Raw genomic sequence first — 353 nt, 5'->3', positions numbered from 1 at the left:
ATTCGAAGGCATCAAAATCACTGACTGGTCAAAATGGGAAGACCCGTTCCGTTTAACCATGGATGCCTATTGGAAATACCAAGCTGAAAAAGAAAAGAAACTGTATGCCATTTTTGATGCGTTTGCGCAAAACAATGGACAAATGAATGTTTCGAATGAACGTTATGTCAATGCCATCAACACGTGCTTTGACCTCAGCATCTAAACCTTGAACATTGAAGTATTGTCTTGGAATACCAATACGTAAGCCTTTCACTGCTGTTGCGTTTAAGTTTGCAACATAGTCATCTACTTCTTTGTTGATTGATGTCGAATCTTTTGCATCATGACCTGCGATGGTGTTCGTTATGGCT

Annotated in this window: 1 pseudogene; it reads left to right on the top strand. The window is 39.7% G+C overall.

The window, feature by feature from the left end:
• A pseudogene (locus tag FLQ44_RS14325) lies at positions 1-178 on the top strand (phenol 2-monooxygenase); the annotation flags it as partial.
• Positions 179-353: the final 175 nt, after the last annotated feature.

Origin of the sequence: Vogesella mureinivorans (assembly GCF_007644035.1) — a bacterium.
Taxonomy (GTDB): Bacteria; Pseudomonadota; Gammaproteobacteria; order Burkholderiales; family Chromobacteriaceae; genus Vogesella; species Vogesella mureinivorans.
The sequence above is the reverse complement of the archived record's forward strand: the minus strand, read 5'-3'. Positions and strand labels throughout refer to the sequence as shown.